20 protein-coding genes are annotated in these 19921 nt (G+C 41.5%); 18 read left to right on the top strand and 2 right to left on the bottom strand.

Annotation, left to right across the window (positions count from 1 at the left end; genetic code table 11):
- Nucleotides 1–9: 9 nt before the first annotated feature.
- The 7 genes from bcd to I5J82_RS09900 all read left to right on the top strand — a co-directional run bounded on the left by bcd (nt 10) and on the right by I5J82_RS09900 (nt 7646).
- Nucleotides 10–1110: a branched-chain amino acid dehydrogenase gene (gene bcd, locus I5J82_RS09930; RefSeq protein ID WP_198767731.1), complete on the top strand. Its 1101-nt coding sequence runs from the start codon at nt 10–12 to the stop codon at nt 1108–1110.
- A 27-nt stretch (nt 1111–1137) separates the two neighbouring features.
- Nucleotides 1138–2250 (top strand): butyrate kinase, encoded by a 1113-nt coding sequence (buk, locus tag I5J82_RS09925; protein ID WP_198767730.1) that lies wholly within the window; start codon nt 1138–1140, stop codon nt 2248–2250.
- 25 nt (nt 2251–2275) lie between these two features.
- On the top strand, nt 2276–3697 hold the full coding sequence (gene lpdA / locus I5J82_RS09920; RefSeq protein ID WP_198767729.1) for a dihydrolipoyl dehydrogenase: 1422 nt from the start codon (nt 2276–2278) through the stop codon (nt 3695–3697).
- A 14-nt stretch (nt 3698–3711) separates the two neighbouring features.
- Nucleotides 3712–4704: a thiamine pyrophosphate-dependent dehydrogenase E1 component subunit alpha gene (locus tag I5J82_RS09915; protein ID WP_197191507.1), complete on the top strand. Its 993-nt coding sequence runs from the start codon at nt 3712–3714 to the stop codon at nt 4702–4704.
- A gap of 14 nt (nt 4705–4718) precedes the next feature.
- Nucleotides 4719–5702, top strand: a complete 984-nt coding sequence (locus tag I5J82_RS09910) for an alpha-ketoacid dehydrogenase subunit beta (RefSeq protein ID WP_066395978.1) — start codon at nt 4719–4721, stop codon at nt 5700–5702.
- Between the two features lie 18 nt (nt 5703–5720).
- The gene (locus tag I5J82_RS09905; RefSeq protein WP_198767728.1) at nt 5721–7052 is read left to right on the top strand and encodes a dihydrolipoamide acetyltransferase family protein; all 1332 of its coding nucleotides are present in this window, start codon (nt 5721–5723) and stop codon (nt 7050–7052) included.
- Between the two features lie 165 nt (nt 7053–7217).
- Nucleotides 7218–7646, top strand: coding sequence for a BrxA/BrxB family bacilliredoxin (locus I5J82_RS09900; RefSeq protein WP_198767727.1), 429 nt, complete (start codon nt 7218–7220; stop codon nt 7644–7646).
- Between the two features lie 187 nt (nt 7647–7833).
- On the opposite strand, the gene I5J82_RS09895 is transcribed toward I5J82_RS09900, so the two are convergent.
- Nucleotides 7834–8259 (bottom strand): NUDIX domain-containing protein, encoded by a 426-nt coding sequence (locus I5J82_RS09895; protein ID WP_198767726.1) that lies wholly within the window; start codon nt 8257–8259, stop codon nt 7834–7836.
- A 131-nt stretch (nt 8260–8390) separates the two neighbouring features.
- Between I5J82_RS09895 and I5J82_RS09890 the strand changes: the two genes are divergently transcribed.
- The 5 genes from I5J82_RS09890 to I5J82_RS09870 all read left to right on the top strand — a co-directional run bounded on the left by I5J82_RS09890 (nt 8391) and on the right by I5J82_RS09870 (nt 12412).
- Nucleotides 8391–9176 (top strand): transporter substrate-binding domain-containing protein, encoded by a 786-nt coding sequence (locus I5J82_RS09890; RefSeq protein WP_198767725.1) that lies wholly within the window; start codon nt 8391–8393, stop codon nt 9174–9176.
- Between the two features lie 18 nt (nt 9177–9194).
- On the top strand, nt 9195–9854 hold the full coding sequence (locus tag I5J82_RS09885) for an amino acid ABC transporter permease (RefSeq protein WP_198767724.1): 660 nt from the start codon (nt 9195–9197) through the stop codon (nt 9852–9854).
- Nucleotides 9847–10560 (top strand): amino acid ABC transporter ATP-binding protein, encoded by a 714-nt coding sequence (locus tag I5J82_RS09880; protein WP_198767723.1) that lies wholly within the window; start codon nt 9847–9849, stop codon nt 10558–10560. The genes I5J82_RS09885 and I5J82_RS09880 overlap by 8 nt, the downstream gene beginning before the upstream one ends.
- A gap of 113 nt (nt 10561–10673) precedes the next feature.
- On the top strand, nt 10674–11621 hold the full coding sequence (locus I5J82_RS09875) for an aromatic acid exporter family protein (RefSeq protein WP_198767722.1): 948 nt from the start codon (nt 10674–10676) through the stop codon (nt 11619–11621).
- 299 nt (nt 11622–11920) lie between these two features.
- Nucleotides 11921–12412: a L,D-transpeptidase gene (locus I5J82_RS09870; protein WP_198767721.1), complete on the top strand. Its 492-nt coding sequence runs from the start codon at nt 11921–11923 to the stop codon at nt 12410–12412.
- A 42-nt stretch (nt 12413–12454) separates the two neighbouring features.
- Here the strand turns inward: I5J82_RS09870 and prli42 are convergent, their stop codons facing one another.
- Complete coding sequence (gene prli42, locus I5J82_RS09865) at nt 12455–12547, bottom strand: stressosome-associated protein Prli42 (protein WP_198767720.1); 93 nt, start codon at nt 12545–12547, stop codon at nt 12455–12457.
- Between the two features lie 186 nt (nt 12548–12733).
- Between prli42 and I5J82_RS09860 the strand changes: the two genes are divergently transcribed.
- The 6 genes from I5J82_RS09860 (at nt 12734) to I5J82_RS09835 (ending at nt 19916) form a co-directional block, all read left to right on the top strand.
- The gene (locus tag I5J82_RS09860) at nt 12734–14374 is read left to right on the top strand and encodes an acyl-CoA mutase large subunit family protein (protein ID WP_198767719.1); all 1641 of its coding nucleotides are present in this window, start codon (nt 12734–12736) and stop codon (nt 14372–14374) included.
- Nucleotides 14375–14397: 23 nt separating this feature from the next.
- Nucleotides 14398–15249 (top strand): methylmalonyl-CoA epimerase, encoded by an 852-nt coding sequence (gene mce / locus I5J82_RS09855; RefSeq protein WP_198767718.1) that lies wholly within the window; start codon nt 14398–14400, stop codon nt 15247–15249.
- Nucleotides 15249–16796 (top strand): acyl-CoA carboxylase subunit beta, encoded by a 1548-nt coding sequence (locus I5J82_RS09850; RefSeq protein ID WP_198767717.1) that lies wholly within the window; start codon nt 15249–15251, stop codon nt 16794–16796. The genes mce and I5J82_RS09850 overlap by 1 nt, the downstream gene beginning before the upstream one ends.
- 19 nt (nt 16797–16815) lie before the next feature.
- A complete protein-coding gene (locus I5J82_RS09845; protein ID WP_198767716.1) occupies nt 16816–17946 on the top strand; it encodes a M20/M25/M40 family metallo-hydrolase in 1131 nt (376 codons plus the stop codon).
- Between the two features lie 195 nt (nt 17947–18141).
- Nucleotides 18142–18639: a MarR family transcriptional regulator gene (locus I5J82_RS09840; RefSeq protein ID WP_198767715.1), complete on the top strand. Its 498-nt coding sequence runs from the start codon at nt 18142–18144 to the stop codon at nt 18637–18639.
- A gap of 101 nt (nt 18640–18740) precedes the next feature.
- On the top strand, nt 18741–19916 hold the full coding sequence (locus tag I5J82_RS09835; RefSeq protein ID WP_332873648.1) for a DNA polymerase IV: 1176 nt from the start codon (nt 18741–18743) through the stop codon (nt 19914–19916).
- Nucleotides 19917–19921 lie beyond the last annotated feature (5 nt).

Here is a 19921-nt window from a genome sequence, read left to right as displayed (position 1 = left end):
GAAAACACAATGGAAATTTTTAAATATATGGAAACTTACGATTATGAGCAAATGGTGATCTGCCAAGATAAACAATCTGGTCTAAAAGCAATTATCTGTATTCACGATACGACACTTGGACCTGCACTTGGTGGAACGAGAATGTGGACGTATGAAACAGAAGATGCAGCGATTGAAGATGCATTAAGACTAGCTAGAGGGATGACTTATAAAAACGCAGCGGCAGGATTGAATCTTGGCGGCGGAAAAACAGTAATCATCGGTGACCCAAAGAAAGACAAGAACGAAGAAATGTTCCGTGCGTTCGGACGTTATATTCAAGGACTTAATGGACGTTATATTACAGCAGAAGATGTGGGTACTACTGTTGAAGACATGGATCTTATCTACCAAGAAACACCTTTCGTAACGGGTGTATCACCTGCTTTCGGTTCAAGCGGTAATCCTTCTCCGGTAACGGCTTACGGCGTATACCGTGGTATGAAAGCGGCAGCAATGGAAGCGTTTGGTACAGATTCTCTAGAAGGAAAAGTTATCGCTGTTCAAGGTGTTGGACATGTTGCTTACACACTTTGTAAACACCTTCACGAAGAAGGCGCATCATTGATCGTTACAGATATCAATAAAGAAGCTGTACAACGTGCAGTAGAAGATTTTGGTGCAAAAGCTGTTGAGATCGATGAGATCTACAGTGTTGATTGCGATATCTTTGCTCCATGTGCACTAGGAGCTATTATCAACGACGATACAATTCCACAGATCAAAGCAAAAGTTATTGCAGGAGCTGCTAACAACCAACTTAAAGAAACTCGTCACGGTGATGCGATTCATGAGATGGGAATCGTTTATGCACCAGACTATGTAATCAACGCAGGTGGAGTTATTAACGTAGCAGATGAGCTTAACGGGTATAATCGTGACCGTGCAATGAAAAAAGTAGAAACGATCTATGACAACATCGCGAGTGTTATCGAGATCTCAAAACGTGATAACATTCCAACGTACCTTGCAGCAGATCGTCTTGCAGAAGAGCGTATCGAACGCATGAGAAAGTCTAGAAGTCAGTTCTTATTAAACGAAAGACATATCCTGTCTAACCGATCTCGTTAAGAGTTCGTATCAATGGAGGTTTGAAACGTGCATCAAATAGAATTTCGCATACTAGTGATCAATCCGGGGTCAACCTCTACTAAGATTGGTATTTTCGATAACGAACGGCCAGTATTTGAAAAAACGATCCGTCATGATACAGAAGCCATCCATTCGTTTGATTCTGTTATTGATCAGTACACTTTTAGAAAAGAAACGATCTTAGAAGCTCTAGACTACGAGGGCATCAATATTTCAAAGCTCAGTTGTGTGGTCGGCCGCGGCGGTTTGTTAAGACCGATCGAAGGTGGAACATACAGCGTTAATGAACCGATGCTCAAGGATCTGAAAAATGGTTACGCTGGTGAACATGCTTCGAATTTAGGTGGAATCCTGGCATTTGAAATAGCAGAAGGTCTGAATATCCCATCTTTTATCGTAGATCCAGTTGTCGTTGATGAGATGGATGAGATCGCAAGAATTTCGGGTGTTCCTGAAATGGAAAGAAAGAGTATTTTTCACGCGCTGAATCAAAAGGCAGTTGCTCGACGCGTAGCGAAACAGTTGAATAAATCTTACGAAGCTCTACGGCTCATTGTCGTTCATATGGGTGGGGGGATCACGGTAGGTGTCCACAAGGACGGAAGAGTGGTCGATGTAAACAACGGACTGCATGGAGAGGGACCTTTCTCTCCTGAACGTGCAGGCACTGTTCCGATAGGTGATCTGGTTTCACTCTGCTTCTCTGGTGAGTTTTATGCAGAAGAAGTAATGAAGAAGCTTGTAGGCCAAGGTGGCCTTGTTGCTTACCTGGGAACAAACGATGCAAGAACCGTTGAAGAAAGAATCGAAAACGGTGACAAAAAAGCAGAGCTTATCTATGATGCGATGGCCTATCAAGTTGCAAAAGAGATCGGATCAGCAAGTACGGTTCTCTATGGACAAGTTGATGTGATCATCCTAACAGGTGGTCTCGCTTTCGGAAAAGAATTTGTTAAGAAGATAACTGACCGCGTTGAATGGATTTCTGATTGTATCATTCAGCCGGGAGAGAATGAGCTTCAAGCGTTAGCAGAAGGTGGCCTTCGAGTACTAAGAGAAGAAGAAACAGCAAAGGTTTATCCTGGGGGAAAAACGATTGCTAGAGTGTCACTGGATTAACTAACAGCAAAAGGAGATATGAGCGATGTCAAAAGACTTTGATTTGGTCATATTGGGCGGAGGGACTGGCGGCTATGTAGCTGCCATCCGCGCTGCTCAATTAGGGAAAACCGTTGCAGTTGTTGAAAAAGGAAAGCTTGGGGGTACTTGCTTACATAGAGGATGTATACCAAGTAAAGCGTTATTAAGAAGTGCTGAAGTATACAAAACAGCAAAAAAGGCTGCAGACTTTGGTGTTGAGATCGAAGGGCTAGGCTTGAACTTTTCCAAGATGCAAGAACGTAAGCAATCCATCGTCAATCAACTACACATGGGTGTACAAAGTTTAATGAAAAAAGGAAAGATTGAAGTCTATGAAGGAATCGGTCGTATACTAGGACCTTCTATTTTTTCACCAATGCCAGGTACCGTATCAGTAGAGTTTAATGATGGTACAGAAAATGAGATTCTTATCCCGCAGAACGTAATTATTGCAACAGGCTCTAGACCACGTTCATTACCAGGATTAGAGATTGACGGTACAATTGTTATGTCTAGTGATGAAGCGCTAGAGATGGAGTCGTTGCCATCATCAATCATCATCGTCGGCGGTGGAGTGATCGGCATTGAATGGGCTTCTATGCTCAATGATCTTGGAGTGGAAGTAACCGTATTAGAATATGCGGACAGAATTGTACCGACAGAAGACGAAGAGATTTCGAAAGAAGCAGCGCGCGTTCTTAAGAAAAAAGGCATCAAGCTCGTAACGAGTGCGAAAGTCCTTCCTGATACATTAGAAAAAGGTGAAGGCGTAATGATCTCGGCTGAACATAAAGGCGAGACAAAACAATTTAGTGCAGAGAAGATGCTCGTTTCTGTAGGCCGTATGGCGAACACAGAAGGAATCGGTTTAGAGAACACCATCATTAAAGTTGAAAACGGATACATTCAAACGAATGAATATTTCCAAACCGCAGAGAGCCACATCTATGCGATCGGAGATGTAATCGGAGGACTTCAGCTTGCGCATGTTGCATCACATGAGGGAATCACGGCAGTAGAACACCTCTCTAACCTGCAACCTGAGCCGATCAACTACGATAATATTTCAAAATGTATCTATTCAAGTCCAGAGATGGCAAGTGTTGGCCTTACTGAGAAACAAGCAAAAGATCAAGGCTTCAACGTAAAAGTCGGCAAGTTTCCTTTTAAAGCGATCGGAAAAGCCCTTGTATATGGTGAAAGTGATGGGTTTGTTAAGATCGTTGCAAATAAAGACAATGATGACCTTTTGGGTGTTCATATGATCGGACCTCACGTAACGGATATGATCTCTGAAGCCGGCTTAGCGAAAGTTTTAGACGCAACACCGTGGGAGATGGCTCATACCATCCATCCACATCCATCTCTATCAGAAGTATTTGGTGAAGCAGCGTTGGCTGTTGAAGGAAAAGCAATCCATTTCTAAGGAGGTTAAAACAAATGGCAGAATTACGTCATGAACAATTAGGCTTAACCAATGAAGATGTAATCCATATGTATAGAACGATGTTATTAGCAAGAAAAATTGATGAGCGTATGTGGCTATTGAACCGTGCGGGGAAGATTCCTTTCGTTATCTCGTGTCAAGGGCAAGAAGCAGCACAAGTTGGTGCAGCGATGGCTCTAGATAATGAGAAAGATTTTGTGCTGCCATACTACCGCGACATGGGTGTTGTTTTACAGTTTGGTATGACAGCGAAAGATCTTATGCTTTCAGGTTTTGCAAAAGCAGAAGACCCTAACAGCGGCGGTCGCCAGATGCCAGGGCATTTTGGTTCTAAAAAGCTTCGCATCGTAACAGGTTCTTCACCTGTTACAACTCAAGTTCCTCATGCTGTAGGAATTGCGCTTGGCGGAAGAATGGAAGGCAAAGACCTAGTAACGTTCACAACGTTTGGTGAGGGCTCATCTAACCAAGGAGATTTCCACGAAGGAGCAAACTTTGCTTCTGTTCATAAACTTCCTGTTATCTTTATGTGTGAGAATAATAAATACGCAATCTCGGTTCCAATCTCTAAACAGCTAGCTTGTGTGAACGTTTCTGACCGTGCGATCGGTTACGGAATGCCAGGAGTAACAGTGGACGGGAATGACCCACTAGCTGTTTATGAAGCTGTTAAAGAAGCTGCTGATCGCGGTCGACGCGGTGAAGGCCCTACTTTAGTTGAGACAGTAGCGTATCGCTTAACGCCTCACTCATCAGATGATGATGATCGTGCGTACAGAACGCGTGAAGAGGTTGAAGAAGCGAAAGCAAAAGATCCGATTCATACGTTTGCGGCTTACTTAAAAGAGAATGGTATCTTGACAGAAGAACTAGAAAAACAGATCACGGACGAAATTCAAAAAGAAGTGGATGAAGCTACTGATTATGCAGAGAACGCAAAATATGCTGATCCTGAAAGCGCACTTCTTCATGTTTACGCAGAGTAAAGGGGGAAAACGAGATGCCGGTAATTTCATATATTGATGCTGTAACACAAGCGATTCGCGAAGAGATGCAACGCGATAAGCGAGTATTCGTAGTAGGTGAAGATGTTGGTGTACGTGGAGGAGTTTTCCGTGCAACGACTGGGTTAATTGAAGAGTTTGGAGAAGAGAGAGTGATCGATGCTCCTCTCGCAGAATCTGCTATTGCAGGAGTTGGTATCGGTGCGGCGATGTACGGTATGCGTCCGATTGCAGAGATGCAGTTCGCTGACTTTATCATGCCAGCCGTTAACCAGATTGTTTCTGAAGCTGCTAAGATTCGCTATCGTTCGAACAATGATTGGACGTGCCCGATTACGATTCGTGCTCCATATGGCGGTGGTGTTCATGGTGCACTTTATCACTCACAATCTGTTGAAGCACTATTCGCTAACGTACCAGGCTTAAAGATTGTTATGCCTTCTACGCCTTATGATGTAAAAGGTCTTTTGAAGTCTGCAATCCGTGATGAAGATCCCGTTCTTTTCTTTGAACATAAACGTGCCTACCGACTGATTAAAGGCGAAGTACCGAGTGAAGAATATACACTGCCGATCGGAAAAGCAGATGTGAAGCGTGAAGGAGAAGATATTACCGTTATTACATACGGACTTTGTGTACACTTTGCCCTTCAAGCGGCTGAGAAGTTAGAAAAAGACGGAATCTCAGCTCATATTCTCGATCTTCGTACCGTTTACCCATTGGATAAAGAAGCCATTATCGAAGCAGCTTCTAAAACAGGTAAAGTGCTACTCGTTACTGAGGACAATAAAGAAGGAAGCATCATGAGTGAAGTTTCTGCGATCATTGCTGAAAATTGCTTGTTTGAATTAGATGCACCTGTTCAACGCCTGGCAGGTCCAGATGTACCGGCGATGCCGTATGCTCCAACGATGGAGAAGCACTTTATGGTGAATCCTGACAAAGTAGAAAAAGCCATGAGAGATCTTGCGGCATTTTAACAATAGGAGGGGACTTTAATGGCTACAGAGAAAATTACAATGCCCCAATTAGGGGAAAGTGTGACAGAAGGAACGATCAGTAAATGGCTCGTTCAGCCGGGTGATACGGTTAAAAAATATGATCCTTTGGCTGAAGTGATGACAGATAAAGTAAATGCAGAAGTTCCATCATCTTTTTCTGGAACAATAAAAGAACTGGTCGCTGGCGAAGGAGATACTCTTTCTGTAGGTGAGCTGATCTGCTATATCGAAACAGAAGGAGAAGGCGGGGGAAGTGCAGCATCAACTTCAACTGAAGAAAAGCCTGCTGAAACGGCAACAACACCTTCAGTATCTCCGAGTGTAAGTGCTGCTAAGCCTGCGTCAAACGTCAATCGAGCGGCAAGAGGTCGTTTTTCACCTGCAGTTGTACGTATGGCATCTGAACATGGCATCGATCTAGACCAGGTAGAGGGATCAGGACAAAGCGGAAGGATCACTCGAAAAGATCTACAGAGAATCATTGATTCTGGTGAGATTCCTACTAAAGATAACAAGCCAGCTGCAAAAGATGTTTCTGAAGCACCTGCTGCTGTTAGTGCACAAAATACGGCTCAACCGCAACAATCAGCGCCAGCATTAAAGCCGGTTGCGATTGACACTATGCCTGGGGATATTGAAATTCCGGTATCAGGTATCCGTAAAGCGATCGCTCAAAACATGGTTCGCTCAAAGCACGAAGCGCCTCATGCATGGACGATGGTAGAAGTGGATGTAACGAACTTGGTAGAATATCGTAATTCTGTAAAGGGTGATTTTAAAACAAAAGAAGGATACAACCTTACGTTCTTGCCTTTCTTTATCAAAGCTGTTGTCGAATCACTAAAAGAATTCCCTCAGATCAACTCGATGTGGGCAGGAGATAAGATCATCCAGAAAAAGGACATCAACATTTCAATCGCTGTTGCAACAGATGATGCACTATATGTTCCAGTCATCAAACATGCAGATGAGAAGTCTATCAAAGGAATCGCACGTGATGTGAAAGAACTAGCTGATAAAGTAAGAACGAATAAGTTGGCTGGTGACGACATGAAAGGCGGAACGTTTACCGTAAATAACACGGGTTCTTTCGGATCTGTGATGTCTACGCCGATCATCAACTATCCGCAAGCGGCTATCCTTTCTGTAGAATCGATCGTTAAGCGCCCGGTTGTTATGAACAATGGCATGATCGCTGTACGAGATATGGTTAACCTTTGTCTTTCTCTAGATCATCGTGTTCTTGATGGCCTTGTATGCGGACGCTTCTTAGCTGCTGTAAAAGCACGTTTAGAGAGCATGACAAAAGAAAATACATCCATTTATTAAAAAATGTGTTTTTCAGGTTTATGCGGGTTTTATTGCGGGTAGAGATAACTATCAACACCTCCAAACCCCATAACCCCCTAAGAAAAATGCCGTACATGTTACGGCATTTTTCTTTTTTATATCGCGATAATTGAGTACAATAAGAAAGAAAGGAGCTGAATACGAATGAACTTTCAATTTAATCTTTTTAATGATGTAGTAGAAACGGCTCGTAAAGAAATGGTAGAGGCTGGCTATACACAGCTATTCAAACCAGAAGATGTTGAAGAAGCTTTTCAAAAAGAAGGTACAACACTTGTTATGATTAATTCCGTTTGTGGCTGTGCTGGAGGAATCGCACGCCCTTCGGCTTCATATTCGGTAAAACAAGACGTTCGCCCGGACCATCTTGTTACGGTATTTGCCGGACAAGATAAAGAAGCAACAGAAACAGCGCGTTCTTATTTTACAGGCTATCCACCGTCATCCCCATCATTTGCACTGTTAAAAGATGGAGAGATACAAATGATGGTCGAACGTCATGAGATTGAAGGCCACGAACCGATGGAAGTTGTAAACAAGCTAAGAAGTGCTTTTGAAACCTATTGTAAGTAGGGATAAGAAGTATGTATGAACGAAAGCTGGCTAGATTTTGAGCCAGCTTTTTTTTAGTTCCTCGTAAAATGAAGGAAAAGTATGAGGTGAAAAGCGATTCTCGAGATTTATGATCGATTCCATTGATTTATGAGCGTTTATAAAGATTTATGATCGATCATTGAACCATTAATCCAAAATAGCTTTCTTACTCCAACCCGAGCCCCTTTCTCACAGCCCACACATGAGACGAATGAAATAATAGCTCCTCAGCTTGATCAATATTCATCCACACTAACTTATGATCTTGATCTAATGGCTCATTTGCATACTCTCCAAAGGAACCTGTATAAAAATACCCATCATTCATTAGATGTTCGCCTTGTCTCGTTCTAAAATATTGCTTTGCATTTCCTAAAAATTGCTCCATCTTAAATGTATAGCCTGTCTCCTCGATACATTCTCTTTTCAAACAGACTATATGATTTTCTCCAGTTTCTATACCGCCTCCCGGTAAGAATCCTTTGCCATTCTGAACGATAACGGCAATATTCCTATTATCATCCACGACTATGGCATACACAGCTTCTCGTTTACGATAACGAACATCCTTCATCTTTTCACCAAATTGCAAAGTAACCATCCACCTTACTTGAATGCATATAAATACATTCAGAATTATTAAAATACTTAATTTTGCATAATTGTGTGTTAATATTCATTTTAACGAATAAATATAGACGTATTGTACAGGGGGAACTACAAATGAAACGAAATCTTTTTAGCATTTATTTTATCATAGTACTCGCATTGTTGGCGGGTTGTGGGGCAGTTGAAGAAAAGAGTTCGACTAATACAGGGAGCGACTCGTCAGAGAAGACGTTAGTGATGGCAACTTCAGCAGATTATCCTCCTTATGAATATGTGGAAACAGCAAAAGGTGGAGAGATCGTAGGTTTTGATATTGATGTAGCGAATCATATCGCAAAAAAATTAGGATATAAGGTTGAGATAAAGGACATGGACTTTAACGGGTTGATTCCTGCATTAGACAGCGGCAAAGCTGACTTTGTAATCGCTGGAATGACACCTAATGAAGAACGAAGAAAAACTGTAGATTTTTCAGATGAATATTATGCAGCCCAACAATTAATCGTTACAAAAGACAAAACCATTAAAAGTGTGGAGAATCTTGAAGGCAAAACAATTGGCGTACAATTAGCTTCCATTCAAGAAAAAGAAGCAGATAAATTATTAAAGGATCATAAATTTGAAGTTGTTCAGCGTAACAAAGTAACTGAATTGGTTCAAGAGATGAAATCAAACCGTGTAGATGCTGCGATTATTGAAGATGCAGTAGCTTACGAGTTTTTGAAGAAAAATAAAGACCTTTCCTCTTTCGCACTTCCAAACACTGACGCAGCAGGATCGGCTATTGCTTTTCCTAAGGATAGTGAGCTGACTGAAGCATTCAATGCGGAATTAAAGAAGATGAAAGAAGACGGTACATTGGACGAGCTAGTTGAAAAGTGGTTCGGTGTTAAAAAATAGAGAAAGAGAGTGGTAGGCATGAACTTGGATTTTGCCCAGCTCGTGCCTTCTATTCCGTATATTCTATACGGAATATGGGTTACGTTGCAGTTCGTGGCGGTATCGTTAGTACTAGGATTTTTATGGGGAACGGTACTTTCCCTATTTAAGATAGGTAAGATCACAATCTTAAGATGGTTTGCAGATGCATATACTTCGGTTTTCAGAGGAACGCCGTTAATTCTTCAGATGCTGTTGATCTATTATGCTGTACCTCAGCTAACGGGAGTCGATATTGGCGCATTCTCAGCAGGGGTTCTAACATTTGCTCTTAACTCGGCAGCATATATTTCAGAAATTATTCGTGCCGGTATCAATGCAGTCGACAAAGGACAGAAAGAAGCTGCTATGGCTTTAGGTGTTCCATATCGCACGATGATGCTGAAGATCATTCTACCTCAAGCCTTCAAGAACATTTTACCGGCATTGATGAATGAATTTATTACATTAACAAAAGAATCAGCAATCGTCTCCGTTATTGGAGCGCTTGATATTATGAGACGAGCTCAAATCGTTGGGGCGAGCAACTATCGCTTTTTTGAACCTCTATTATTAGCGGGGCTTGTTTATTATCTATTAGTGATGATGTTGACGTTGGCTGGTCGAGTTATGGAGAGGAGGCTTGCTAAGAGTGATTGATGTTAAAGGTTTGAAAAAAAGATTCGGAAATAATGAAGTGTTAAAAGGGATATCAACTTCGATAAAAAAAGGAGAAGTTATCGCTGTGATCGGGCCTTCAGGATCAGGTAAGTCTACATTTCTCCGCTGTTTGAATCTTTTAGAAACACACGATGAAGGTTATATTAAGATTGAAGGTAAAGATATAAAAGAGATGGAACTTCACCTTCGTAAAAAGATAGGGATGGTGTTTCAGCATTTCAATCTGTTTCCTCATTTAACCGTTTTAGAAAATGTTACATTCGCGCCTCAGCAAGTATTAAAGATCTCCAAGAGTGAAGCTGAAAAGGAAGCTTTAGATCTTCTTAAAACAGTTGGACTGAGTGATAAAGCGAACAGCTATCCTTCAAACCTCTCTGGCGGACAAAAGCAGCGGGTGGCGATAGCGAGAGCCCTCGCTATGAAACCTGAAGTTATGCTTTTTGATGAACCAACTTCGGCTCTTGACCCAGAGATGGTAAAAGAGGTGCTGCAAGTGATGAAGAACCTCGTCAAGCTTGGCATGACGATGGTTATTGTGACACATGAGATGGGCTTCGCAAAAGAAGTTGCCGATCGGGTTCTGTTCATGGACGATGGAAAATTAGTAGAAGATCAAGTACCTGGTATTTTCTTTGAAAATCCGAAAACAGATCGAGCTAAAGCTTTCTTAGAAAAAGTGCTATAATGCTTAAAAAAGGGACTTCTTAGCTGAAGTCCTTTTTCGTTTCTTAAATTCCATTGAACTGTGGAATAATGGTATAAGATGCAGAACGAGATCGGAAAGAAGGCATGCTTTTTATGAAATTCACTATTGGCTATCGAACATTAAAGACTGCAATCGGAGCAGGTCTTGCTATCGCCTTAGCTGAGTGGCTAGGGTTAGACTTTTATACGTCTGCCGGTATACTAACCATTCTTTGTATAAAGATAACGAAGAAGAAGTCGATCATCTCTTCATGGGAAAGATTTGCTGCTTGTATACTCGGAATTGGATTTGCGAGTGCAATCTTTTCACTGATCGGCTATCATCCTTATGCACTAACCGTTCTTTTAATTCTATTCATTCCAACACTCGTTTCCCTAAATCTGAAAGAAGGCATCATTACATCGTCGGTCATCATCCTTCATTTATACACCCTACAAAAGGTCACATGGGAAATCGTGCTTAACGAATTTAGCATCATCGTAATTGGTATAGGGATGGGATTAATCATGAATCTCTATATGCCTTCGGTGGAAAAAATACTGTTAAACATGCAAAGGGAACTCGAAAAAAGATACAAAGTGATCTTTCATGAATTTCATCTGTATTTGGCTCATGATAAACACGAATGGGACGGAAAAGAGATTACAGAATGTGCAGATCTTATCTCAAACGCGAAAAGTATTGCATTTCGAGACATTGAAAATCATTTTCTTCGTTACGAAAACCAGTATTATCACTATTTTAAGATGAGAGAAAAACAGTTTGAGATCATCCAACGAATGCTACCGATCATTTCTTCCATCGATAAGACATATGTTCAGTGTGAAAAACTAGGAAGCTTCTTCGAACGCCTAAGCGCAGCCGTACACCCAGGAAATACAGCGGTTTTGTTTTTAGATGATCTCGAAAAGATGAGACAAGAATTCCGAGAGATGCATCTACCAAAAGACAGAGACGAATTCGAAACACGCTCAAAACTCTACCAGCTACTTCAAGACATCGAGGATTACTTAATCATCAAAAGTAAATTTAAGAAGTAGGCTAAGACTTTTTTTAAAATTATTTAACGTAATTTTCGACTAAGGTATTGATTTTGATTACTTCTCATCACTGAACAGTTGACTGTAGTGAAAGGTGCGAGACTCCTGCGGGACAAGCGGTCAGGTGAGACACTTAATGGCGCATAGCGGCAAGTGGCTCACCGCCTGCCCCGCGGAAAGCGAGCAACTGTAACGAAAGTCAACTCTATCAAAAATCACCTAAGAAAAAACTAAAAAAACCCACTCATGACTTCCCCTGCATTTACAAATACTAAGTAAAAAATGACAGGGTGATAAAAATGGGAAAACTCAAGTTAGCTTTTATCTTGTTATTTTCACCAATTTGGCCGATCGGAGATGCACATGCTTTAGGAGACCCTTATGTAATCATCAACAAAACATCCAACAGACTTGCATACGTTGAAGATGGGATGATTAAAGAAATCTATAAAGTAGCAACAGGCAAGTCAAAAGAACTAACACCAGAAGGCGAGTTTACAATCACGGTAAAAGCTGTTGATCCTTATTATCGAAAAAAGGATATACCAGGTGGCGATAAAACGAATCCGCTCGGCACACGTTGGATCGGTTTTGACGCAAACGGAACGGACGGTCGCACCTTCGGAATACATGGAAATAATAATCCATCAGCCATCGGAAGATATGTCACGGCCGGTTGCATACGTATGTATGAAAAAGATGTTCAGAAGCTTTACAGCAAACTAAAGATAGGCACAAAGATAAAAGTGATCCACTCCGCAAAAAGCTTTGAAGATATCATAAAACAGTAACGTAAAACCCCCAGTCCAACGAGGACTGGGGGTTAACCATTTTTATAAGAAAAAAGCGACTCCTGTTAAAAGACTGCTTAGAACAAGACAGATAATCATAATGTACACAATCGTTTTTATTAGTTTTTGATTCAAAGCCTTTACCCTCCTATAAACATTTCCATCTTAATTGTATCGTGTTTGGAAAGCAGAAACAAGAAATCCTAAAATACCAATTTGCAAATTTAGTCGAAAATTTGCGGTATCAAGCAGGAAAAAGCGCTTACAAAACGAAAGATGTTATGTTGAGACTATTTTTCTTTGTTAAACAGGAGGCTTCTAATGGATAAACAACAGCGTATAAAAGAATGGCAAGAAAAGACCGCACAATCAATGAATAGATTTCCAGAACGAAAAGAAAGGTTTCATACTTCTTCAGATATAGAGGTTGAAAGGCTGTATGGTACAGAGGAAGAGCATTATCCAATGGAATCGTTGGGGCTTCCGGGAGAATATCCATACACACGTGGCTCTCAATCCACGATGTATCGTGCAAGATTCTGGACGATGAGACAATACGCCGGTTTTGGCTCGGCAGAAGAAACGAATAAACGTTTTCGCTATTTGCTTGATCAAGGGCAGACCGGGCTTTCTGTAGCATTCGACCTTCCTACACAAATCGGGTATGACTCAGATCACTCGATGTCACGCGGTGAAGTAGGGAAAGTAGGAGTAGCGATTGATTCGATCGAAGACATGGAAGCTCTTTTAAAAGACATTCCGCTCGATAAGGTAAGTACTTCGATGACGATTAACGCACCTGCTTCTGTTCTGCTCGCTATGTATATCGCTGTTGCTGAGAAGCAGGGAGTAGGTCCAGAAAAACTTTCAGGAACGATACAGAATGATATTTTAAAAGAATACATCGCGCGTGGTACATATATTTTTCCACCAAAGCCTTCTATGCGATTGATTACAGATATCTTCGGCTATTGTCAGGAATTTGTACCAAAGTGGAATACGATCAGCATCTCTGGCTATCACATTCGAGAAGCTGGGGCGAATGCCGCGCAAGAACTTGCTTTTACAATTGCAAATGGACTTGCCTATGTGGATGCTGCGATAGAAGCCGGACTAAATATCGATGACTTTGCTCCGCGGTTAGCCTTTTTCTTTAACGCGCATAATCAGTTCTTTGAGGAAGTTGCGAAGTTCAGAGCAGCTCGTAGAATGTGGGCTAAACTTATGAAAGAACATTATGGAGCAAGAAATCCAAAGTCATGGCAGCTTCGTTTTCATACACAAACGGGAGGATCAACCCTCACGGCACAGCAGCCTGATAACAATATCGTACGAGTTACAACCCAAGCACTTTCAGCCGTCCTAGGTGGAACGCAGAGTCTTCATACGAACTCAAGAGACGAAGCACTTGCTCTACCAACTGAAGATTCGGCTCGAATCGCTCTTCGTACTCAGCAGATCTTAGCTCATGAAACAGGTGTGGCTGATACTGTGGATCCACTTGCAGGTTCTTATTACGTAGAACATTTAACAGATGAACTAGAACGAAAAGCAAACGAATACATTGAGAAGATCAATCAGATGGGTGGAGCGGTTGCGGCCGTTGAACAAGGATACATGCAGCGAGAGATCCACCATACGTCCTATGAAACTCAGAAAAAGATCGAGAGTGGCCAAGAAATCATCGTAGGCATGAATAAATTTAGTATTGAAAATGAACCACAGCCTGAATTGTTAAGAGTGGATCCGACTTTAGGAGAGAAACAGAAAGAAAAGTTGCAAGCACTGAAAGCAAAGAGAGATCAAAACCGAGTGAGCGCTCAGTTGGAATCATTACGTGCTGCAGCTAAAGGCGATGATAACTTAATGCCGATCATCGTTGAATGTGTAAAATCATATTGTACGATCGGAGAAATATGCGGTGTGCTTCGAGAAGAATTTGGAGAATATACAGGGGTCTAAAAATAGAGAGGAGTGGAGAAACGATGAAGAAAACGATTCGTGTTTTAATTGCCAAACCAGGACTCGACGGTCATGACCGAGGAGCACTTGTTGTTTCTCAAGCGTTAAGAGATTATGGAATGGAAGTCATTTATACAGGATTAAGACAAACACCAGAACAAATAGCTGCTGCTGCTGTTCAAGAGGACGTGGATGCGATCGGTTTATCTTGTCTATCAGGCGCACACAACGAACTTTTTCCAGAAGTGATGAGACTTCTTCATGAAAAAGGAGCAGACGATATTATCGTTGTCGGTGGTGGGGTAATTCCATGGGAAGACATTCCCTTCTTAGAGTCTAAAGGGATCCAAAAAGTATTCACACCAGGAACCCCGACGATCGAAACAGCTAAATTTATCGAACAAGCGGTATATAAACGTGATGGGATTACAGAAGTAGTGTTTTCAGGAGTGGCGCCAGAAAAGATCGATCATATTGGAATCGCTGTAAAATCTTTAGATGAAGCGCTCCCGTTCTACGTGAATGTTCTGGGGTTAACACTAGAAGCGATCGAGGAAGTTCCTTCACAAAAAGTGAAAGTGGCTTTTATAAAGATTGGTGAGACAAGATTAGAACTGCTTGAAGCACTAACTGCAGAAAGTCCTGTCGCGCAGTTTATCGAAAAGCGTGGGCAAGGTGTCCATCACGTTGCTCTTGGCGTTACAAACATCCAAGATCGGATCGATGAGATGAAAGCAAACGGCATCAAGATGATTCATGATGCTGCTGTTCCCGGCGCAGGCGGTGCGTCAGTTGCTTTCATGCACCCTTCTTCCACACACAAAGTGTTGTTTGAGCTTTGTGAGAAGACGAAAAGTAAGGAGGAAGCAAAATAATGGACATCTATGACAAAATCAATGAACTTTATGAAAAGAAAACAGAGATTGAATTAGGCGGCGGTGATGACCGCATTGATAAGCAGCATGAACGGGGAAAGTTAACGGCACGAGAACGCATCGATCTTTTACTTGATGAAGGAACGTTTGTTGAACTAAATCCCTTCATGGAGCACCGTTCACATGACTTTGGCCTTTCTGGTATGAAAGCGCCAGGAGAAGGTGTAGTGACGGGCTACGGAAAGATTCATGGCCGTCCCATTTATTTGTTTGCTCAAGATTTTACGGTATTTGGCGGAGCACTTGGAGAGATGCACGCAAAAAAAATCGCTGCAGTGATGGATCTTGCAGCTAAGAACGGAACTCCTTTTATCGGGTTGAACGATTCTGGAGGTGCTCGTATACAAGAAGGTGTCATGTCACTTGATGGCTATGGTCATATTTTTTATCGAAACAGCATCTATTCTGGTGTGATTCCTCAAATCTCCGTTATTATGGGACCATGTGCAGGGGGAGCGGTGTATTCTCCAGCGATCACAGATTTTGTGTTTATGGTGGAAAAAACAAGTCAGATGTTTATTACAGGACCAAAAGTAATCGAGACTGTAACAGGGGAAAAGATTTCCTCTGAAGATCTAGGCGGCGCTGAAGTTCATGGATCTAAGAGTGGGAACGCACATTTTACAGCACCATCTGAATCAGAAGTGTTAGAAGATGTTCGACGTTTAATCTCTTACCTTCCGCAGAATAATAAAGAGAGAACGCCAGTCTTACCTTGGGGAGATGAAGAGGATGATCGCCCAGAACTTACAGAGATCATTCCATTCGATTCCACGAGGCCTTATGATGTAAGAACGGTTATCCAAGAAGTGGTAGATAAGGATTCATTCATGGAAGTTCATGCTCAATTTGCAAGAAATATAGTTGTAGGTTTTGCAAGGATAAAGGGTGAAGTGATAGGATTAGTATGTAATCAGCCAAAAGTCATGGCTGGAGGACTAGACATTGATTCTTCAGATAAAGCATCGCGATTTATCCGTTTATGTGACTCTTTCAATATTCCAATCATCACGTTTGAGGATGTAACAGGATTCTTTCCAGGAGTAAAACAAGAGCATGGCGGCATTATCCGTCATGGAGCAAAGATTCTTTATGCTTACTCAGAGGCAACTGTTCCAAAGATAACGATTATTCTTCGAAAAGCATATGGCGGTGCATATGTAGCTTTAAACAGTAAATCTATCGGAGCAGATTTAGTATTTGCATGGCCGAATGCAGAGATTGCTGTTATGGGGCCACAGGGAGCTGCGAATATCATCTTTGCCAAAGAAATCGAACGAAGCGAAGATCCTGAAGCGACGAGGGCCGCTAAGATTGAAGAGTATCGTACGAAATTTGCTAACCCTTACATCGCTGCTGCAAACGGGATGGTGGATGATGTTATTGATCCGAGAGAAACGAGAATCAAGTGTATTCAGGCGCTTGACATGCTGCGCAACAAGAGCGAAGACAGACCTTACAAAAAGCATGGAAACATACCACTATAAGAAGCGAGGGAATACATAAATGGTAAATGCAGACCGTTTGTTAAACGAATTTTTAGAGCTTGTTCAGATCGACTCAGAGACTAGACATGAAAAAGAGATCTCAATCGTTCTTAAAAAGAAATTTGAAGAGCTCGGAGTTGAAGTCTATGAAGATGATGCTGAATCAACAACAGAGCACGCAGCAGGAAATTTAATCTGTACGTTAAAAGGAAATAAAGAAGGCGTTGACACGATCTATTTCACTTCTCATATGGATACAGTTACTCCTGGTAACGGGATCAAACCTTCTATAAAAGACGGATATGTAGTAACGGATGGAACTACGATTCTTGGAGCGGATGACAAAGCAGGTCTTGCTGCTATGTTTGAAGCGATTAAAGTGCTAAAAGAAAACAACATTTCTCATGGTGATATTCAATTTATCATTACGGTAGGAGAGGAATCTGGATTAGTTGGAGCAAAGGCGATGGACGCGTCTAAAATCACAGCAAAATACGGTTTTGCTCTAGACAGTGACGGACCGGTTGGAGATATTATTGTAGCCGCTCCTACACAGGCAAAAGTTCGAGCAAAGATCTATGGTAAATCGGCACATGCAGGTGTGGCTCCTGAAAAAGGAGTGTCAGCCATCACGATTGCAGCGAAAGCGATCGCTCGCATGCCGCTTGGCAGAATTGATGAAGAAACGACAGCAAACATCGGCCATTTTCATGGTGGAGGTACAGGAGAGCAAACAAATATCGTTTGTGACACTGTGTTCGTCCTTGCTGAAGCTCGTTCATTGATCAACGAGAAAATGGAAGTTCAAACAGCAAAAATGAAAGAAGCTTATGAATCAGCTGCTGCAGAATTAGGCGGACGTGCAGAAGTTGAGATCGAAGTGATGTATCCTGGGTTTAAGTTTGGTGAAGGTGATCATGTTGTAGAAGTGGCTAAAAAAGCTGCTGAGAAGATCGGACGTCCACACAGACTTCTTCATAGTGGTGGCGGAAGTGATGCGAACATTATCGCGGGTCACGGTATTCCAACTGTAAATCTAGCTGTAGGTTACGAAGAGATTCATACAACGAATGAAAGAATGCCGATTGAGGAATTGACGAAGACCGCAGAAATGGTACTTGCGGTTATCGAAATAACAGCTGGCGAATAAGAAAAATGACGAAACTTGGCGGAATTTCGCCAAGTTTTTATTGTTGAATAGGCCTTGTTGCCTGTTTTTGTTGCTCTTTAGAACAAAATGTCGCAAAAAGTTGACAGTCACTTTATGATTTATGTAAGATGTTTTTATCATGTAAATGAAAATATTGGAAATTTAAAAGAATCTTATTTCGGGGGAGGAAATGGGATGAGTCAACTATCTGACATGCATATGATGGTCAATTATATGCGTGGCGTTTATAAAGTTTTAGAAGAAGATTGGCAGAAAGCAGCGAAAGCCATTGGATTAACTCAAGCCGAGCAACATATTTTATGGATTGTTTCACTTGAAGAAGACATTACGATCTCTAAGATCGCTTATTACGGATTGTGGGATGTATCTACAGTTATGCAAGTGATCAAACGACTAAAAGATAAAGGCTATGTGAGATTAGAGAAAAAGAACGATGACCGCCGAATATCTTATGTTTATTTAACAGATGAAGGTATGGTAAAACATAAAGAGTCCACGAGCTTCAACTGTCAAATATACGGCTTTCTTCAAAAATGGATGGAAGATGAAAGTAAAAAAGAATTCTATCGAGATCTGATTCAATTACATAAAGATTTAAACAAGCATTTTCATGGTGAAGAATTTGTTGAATGGGTAGAAGATACTGGTAAGCGGCTTCACAAGACAAGGTAGATACCTTGTCTTTTTCTTTTGCGTAGACAGTCTTTCCTTTTGTTTTTAAAGTCTGTTCTAACATATACTAATAGATAAGTTTTGATAAAGGGAGTGTTCATGTGCTTCAGTCTCCTGGGTCTAAAAGAAGAATCATATTTCATGTGGACATGAACAGCTTCTACGCTTCAGTAGAAATGGCTGAAAACCCTGATCTTCGAGGAAAGCCAGTTGCGGTAGCAGGAAATGTAGAAGAACGAAAAGGGATCATCGTAACATGCAGTTATGAAGCGAGGGAAAAAGGTGTTAGAACAACGATGCCACTTTGGCAAGCTAGAAAGCTTTGTCCCAATCTTGTTGTTGTACCCCCAGACTTTGAAACATACAAAATGTATTCATCACGCATGTTTCAGCTTCTGCAGGAATATACAGAAAAGGTAGAGCCTGTTTCCATCGATGAAGGCTATATGGATGTGACAGACTGCCAAGAACCACTTGAAATGGCAAAAGAGATTCAATCAAGGTTATTGAATGAGCTGAATCTGCCATCATCGATCGGAATCGGTCCTAATAAATTTCTAGCTAAAACAGCTTCCGATATGAAGAAACCGCTCGGAATCACTGTTCTTAGAAAGAGAGATCTCAGAGAGAAGCTTTGGCCGCTAAAAGTGGGGGAAATGCACGGAATCGGCAAGAAAACCGAAGAAAAGTTAAACAAATATGGCATCATGACAATAAAAGATCTGGCAGATGCCGTAGATTATGAACTAAAGGTTCGTTTTGGAATCAATGGTATCAAGATGAAAGAAAGAGCAAACGGCATCGATACGCGTCCAGTTGATCCAAGTGCTGCCAGTGATTATCGGTCGATTGGCAGTTCTACGACATTGAGTGAAGATCTTGTCTCTGTTACGGAATCAGAAGCTGTTTTTAAGAAGCTCGCGGAAAAAGTATCGTCTCGGCTTAAAACAAAAGGGTATGTAGCACTAACCCTCGCGATCACCATTCGCTATAGCGATCGTAAAACGATTACGAGAAGCAAGATGCTCGCAAACGGAACACAGCATTCAATAGATATCCAAAAATCAGCGGTCGAGCTCTTTCGCAGACATTGGAATCATGAACCTGTTCGTCTATTAGGTATAACTGCTACAGAGGTAGTGGAAAAAGATCAAGCTACTTATCAGCTTGATCTGTTCTCTGTCGAAAAGAACGAAAAAGATGCTCTCCTTCACGATGTATTGTCCTCTATTGAGAGAAAGCATGGAGAAGGCATCATAAAAAAGGGAAAAAAGTAACAGGA

This window comes from Fictibacillus halophilus, assembly GCF_016401385.1.
Taxonomy (GTDB): Bacteria; Bacillota; Bacilli; order Bacillales; family Fictibacillaceae; genus Fictibacillus; species Fictibacillus halophilus.
The sequence above is the reverse complement of the archived record's forward strand: the minus strand, read 5'-3'. Positions and strand labels throughout refer to the sequence as shown.

Excerpts from the sequence above, each read along its gene's own strand:
- bcd (WP_198767731.1), top strand. The coding sequence starts at position 10 with ATGGAAATTTTTAAATATATGGAAACTTACGATTATGAGCAAATGGTG.
- lpdA (WP_198767729.1), top strand. The coding sequence starts at position 2,276 with ATGTCAAAAGACTTTGATTTGGTCATATTGGGCGGAGGGACTGGCGGC.
- I5J82_RS09915 (WP_197191507.1), top strand. The coding sequence starts at position 3,712 with ATGGCAGAATTACGTCATGAACAATTAGGCTTAACCAATGAAGATGTA.
- I5J82_RS09910 (WP_066395978.1), top strand. The coding sequence starts at position 4,719 with ATGCCGGTAATTTCATATATTGATGCTGTAACACAAGCGATTCGCGAA.
- I5J82_RS09905 (WP_198767728.1), top strand. The coding sequence starts at position 5,721 with ATGGCTACAGAGAAAATTACAATGCCCCAATTAGGGGAAAGTGTGACA.
- I5J82_RS09900 (WP_198767727.1), top strand. The coding sequence starts at position 7,218 with ATGAACTTTCAATTTAATCTTTTTAATGATGTAGTAGAAACGGCTCGT.
- I5J82_RS09890 (WP_198767725.1), top strand. The coding sequence starts at position 8,391 with ATGAAACGAAATCTTTTTAGCATTTATTTTATCATAGTACTCGCATTG.
- I5J82_RS09885 (WP_198767724.1), top strand. The coding sequence starts at position 9,195 with ATGAACTTGGATTTTGCCCAGCTCGTGCCTTCTATTCCGTATATTCTA.
- I5J82_RS09875 (WP_198767722.1), top strand. The coding sequence starts at position 10,674 with ATGAAATTCACTATTGGCTATCGAACATTAAAGACTGCAATCGGAGCA.
- I5J82_RS09870 (WP_198767721.1), top strand. The coding sequence starts at position 11,921 with ATGGGAAAACTCAAGTTAGCTTTTATCTTGTTATTTTCACCAATTTGG.
- I5J82_RS09860 (WP_198767719.1), top strand. The coding sequence starts at position 12,734 with ATGGATAAACAACAGCGTATAAAAGAATGGCAAGAAAAGACCGCACAA.
- mce (WP_198767718.1), top strand. The coding sequence starts at position 14,398 with ATGAAGAAAACGATTCGTGTTTTAATTGCCAAACCAGGACTCGACGGT.
- I5J82_RS09850 (WP_198767717.1), top strand. The coding sequence starts at position 15,249 with ATGGACATCTATGACAAAATCAATGAACTTTATGAAAAGAAAACAGAG.
- I5J82_RS09845 (WP_198767716.1), top strand. The coding sequence starts at position 16,816 with ATGGTAAATGCAGACCGTTTGTTAAACGAATTTTTAGAGCTTGTTCAG.
- I5J82_RS09840 (WP_198767715.1), top strand. The coding sequence starts at position 18,142 with ATGAGTCAACTATCTGACATGCATATGATGGTCAATTATATGCGTGGC.